The sequence below is a fragment of the Bacillus cereus group sp. BfR-BA-01524 genome (assembly GCF_022662595.1).
GTDB lineage: Bacteria > Bacillota > Bacilli > Bacillales > Bacillaceae_G > Bacillus_A > Bacillus_A thuringiensis_S.
This window is the reverse complement of sequence record NZ_JAKUDW010000187.1, coordinates 1-3,937: the sequence shown is the minus strand read 5'-3', so window position 1 is coordinate 3,937 and position 3,937 is coordinate 1. Positions and strand designations below refer to the sequence as shown.

Genomic DNA, 3,937 nt, shown 5'->3' with positions numbered 1-3,937 from the left:
AACACGGAAGTTAAGCTCTCTAGCGCCGATGGTAGTTGGGACCTTGTCCCTGTGAGAGTAGGACGTCGCCAAGCAACTTTAAGACGAGTCAGAATGACTCGTCTTTTTTGTGTTTTATAAAATAAACTTGTAATTAATGTAAGCTCTATGAGTACGTTTATCTAGCAAGAAACAACTTTATTTTATTAGAATTTCACATTTAAGTAGCATACCTTCAGAAAAATATGGCTGAGCTTTAAAGTCTATTTGTTAACAAGAATATATACGAAGTATTGCCCTCTGGAGCCTGCTCACACCCTCTTTTATTTCTTCAGTTGTTAAATGGCCATACCCTATAATAATTCGATTGTGATGTTTTCCTTTTTCAATGGCATGGTCTTCCACAGGATATACTTTCACTCCGAGTTGTTGGATTTTCTCAAGTAATTCTTTTGTGAATTGAACTTGATTGAATTCAACAATCAGATGTAATCCTGTAGAATAACCGAAAATATTGATTGTATTTGAGAATACTGATTTTAATTGCTGGATAAGGAAGTCTCTTCGATTTTTATAGATTTTTTTCATCTTCATAATATGTCGTTCCAAATAACCTTCGGCAATAAATTTAGCAAGGATAAGCTGATTTAAAGAAGGTGTATGTAAATCTGAAAACCATTTTACCCTGCGACATTTTTCAATAAGGTGTGAGGGAAGAACTAAGTATCCCATCCTAAGGGCCGGTGATAAAATTTTACTAAATGAACCTATGTATATAACACGTTCGGGATCCAATCCCTGTAATGAACTTACAGGTGAACCTTCATATCGAAACTCACTATCATAATCATCTTCAATGAGGTAACAATTTGTTTTTCTTGAGTAGTTAACCAATTGAACACGTCGTTGAATTGGCAACGTTCCACCTAAAGGGAACTGATGAGAAGGAGTAATGAAGATGAATTTTGGATTTTTATTTGCAGGTAACAAAGATGTATTCATCCCATTATCATCAACTGGTATAGGGGAAAGAAAGGCTCCTGAATTTTTAAAAATTGTTTGAATATCATTGGTGATGGGATCTTCTATTAGTACTTCGTCACCTGATGACAAAAGTAACTTAGAGACAAGTGTTAAAGCTTGAGTTGCACCGGAAGTAACCACCAATTGTTCTGGATGACAAAAAACTCCTCTTGTTTTTAGTAAATAGCGTGATAAAACCTTTCTTAATTCGGGACGACCTTGGGGGATATCATATCCAAACGTAGAAGGAGGTGTTTCATTCCATATAGTGTGAGACAACTTTGCCCATCCTTTACGTGGAAATAAGTCTAATGCTGGTATTCCTGAACGAAAATTAATGATATTACTGTCTTTGTTTGTTTCTTCGCACCAAGATAAAGAATCAATTAGAGTTGATTTTTTACGTTGTTCTAAATAAGTCCCTTCGGCAATGAATGTCCCAGCTCCTTGCCGAGTGACCAAAAAGCCTTCGGAAAATAATTGATCATAAGCTTCTAAAATTACATTCCTAGACACACCTAACTCAGAAGATAATTCCCTTGTTGCTGGTAGTTTTTCACCGGATTGTAGCTCTCCGTTTAATATTCGTTCACGTATTTGGTGATAAACTTGTCGAATTAAACTTATATCTAAAGATCGATCAATAGGTATCCAAAGCATATAAATGCTCCCTTCATCAAAATTGGTACCATAAAAGTTTGGATGAAATGGTACTAATACAAACCATTTTAGCATGCTATAGTAGGGTCAAATAGTTCTAAAGGAGATGAAAATGTGATAACTAAACCAGAATTACAAGTAGCTCAGGCATTTAAATCGATTGCACGAAATGAACATATAAAAGCATATGTACAACAATCCACTGAACTCTATGCGTTATTATTACAAGCTGCGAAACGCTTTGTCACCGGAGAAACGAGACATGAGGGAATTGGGACGGCAAAAGAACTAATTACAAAAGGTTATCATACTTCACTAGAATACATAGGGGAAAATACTCTAGATATAGAGGAATGCTATAAAGCAAAAAATGAGTTTTTGAATCTTATTGGGGACATGGGTGCTCTATCTATGAAACAAACAGTATCACTCGATTTATCGCATATTGGATTATCCATAGATCCAGAAATATCTTATATTCATTTAATGGAGTTGGCAGAGAAGGCGAAAGTACATGGAACTACCCTTATGATAAGTATGGAAGAATCATCTAAAGCAGCGGACATTCTTTCCATTTATAAAAAGGTAACTGAGCAATATCATAATGTAGGGATAACAATACAGGCACATTTATACCGCTCAAACAATGATATTCAAGAACTCCTTCATTATCCAGGAAAAATAAGAGTTGTAAAAGGTGCCTATCAAGAAGTTCCGGATATTGCTATGCCTAGATCAACTGATTTAAATCAACAGTATCTTCAAATTGTAGAAAAACTAGTTGAAAACCATCACCCTGTGTCTATAGCTACACATGATGAAATTCTTATTAAAGAGATGGAGCAACGTCAATATTTTAGTCATCCTAATGTAGAAATAGAAATGTTATATGGAATTCGTCCGGATATGTTAAGAGATTTGAAAAACAAAGGACATAACGCTAGAGTATATTTGACTTATGGGAAAGAGTGGTATTTGTATTTATGTCATCGGATAGCCGAACATCCAGAAAATCTATATTATGCAGTGGCAGATATGATACATTCACCTTTATCAGAGCGGAGTAGGGAATATTGAATAGACATTTAATACTGAATGTAAAAATGATTTTGGTTGTTGCCTAAAAATAAGAGCCGGATTTTTCTTAGTGTAGAAATTCCGGCCATTTTATATTGAAATTTTTTTAGTATATATTTGCGTTAAAGGCGGACAGCACCCCTGTAGGTATTGAGGAGATTAAGATTTATAATTGTGCAGCCGCCGTATACTTTGTTGTAGAATTGTTTTTGTATGGTTGTGTATTCTTAGGGGGGAGATAGAAACAACGGAAATTATGATTCTATATGTATTTCAAAAGGGGGATATATACTAGAAATGAAACTAAATGCTTTGTTAGTGAAATGATTCGCTCTTTTAGCAGTAAAACGTAAATATAGGTATGGGATTAATATCTATTAATGTTATATAAAAAGTGAAGCAATGAAAGGAACGAGTGTTCTGTATATGTGTTTAAAAAGGAAATACTATTAATCAATTCGAACCTTGAGCATATCTTAAATGTTTATTAAGAGAATATAGCTGTATGGAAATAGATGATACTAAAGATGAAAGAGATATAAGGCTGATATTTCAGTGAAACAGGGATAGTTAATAAATATATTAGTGTGGTTCTATATATTTGTGAGTAAACAGATAAGCAACCATTACTTCATATAAGGAGAACTTGGGACTCTATAACTAGAGTAGTATATGAGTTTATTATGGATTTCTGTATCGTTGTCTGTTATAAGAATACGTATATCTTCAATCGTTTCTAATAGAGGGCGTGATAAACAAAGAGGTATTAATATTTATTAAAATAAGATTGTTAGTTTCGCTGGGGAAAAACTTCTGTACAAATTAAGTCTAAGGTTTAAAGTAACTTTAATATATTTAGGGGAAATATAATTAAAGAGAAGCAGGAGGTAGCTCTTTGGTAATGAATCCTTGGAGAGACGTATCTAGCTAACAAAGCATATAAATATTAAATTGAATTTCTTTATAAAAAGGTGTTGACGATTATACTTTAGAGGTGTAATATAGAACAAGTCGCCGATGACATTAACGTCGCAAGCGACAAACGAAATAAAAAACTTAGTTGACATTAACTAACGAAGATGTTAAGATAAGGAAGTCGCAAATGAGCGACCAAGTAGTTCTTTGAAAACTGAACGAAACAAACAACGTGAAACGTCAATTTTTATTTTTAGATGCTAGACAAACTAACTTTATTGGA

At 33.7% G+C, this 3,937-nt stretch carries 2 protein-coding genes; one reads left to right on the top strand and one right to left on the bottom strand.

All coding sequences use genetic code 11. The features are described 5' to 3' along the window. Positions 1–249 precede the first annotated feature (249 nt). Entirely contained in the window at positions 250–1,662 is a 1,413-nt protein-coding gene (gene pdxR / locus MR170_RS29955; RefSeq protein ID WP_098629666.1) for a MocR-like pyridoxine biosynthesis transcription factor PdxR, read from the bottom strand. A 117-nt stretch (positions 1,663–1,779) separates the two neighbouring features. Here pdxR and MR170_RS29950 point away from each other — a divergent pair, with 117 nt between their 5' ends. Next, positions 1,780–2,739 (top strand): proline dehydrogenase family protein, encoded by a 960-nt coding sequence (locus tag MR170_RS29950; RefSeq protein ID WP_242310517.1) that lies wholly within the window; start codon positions 1,780–1,782, stop codon positions 2,737–2,739. Positions 2,740–3,937: the final 1,198 nt, after the last annotated feature.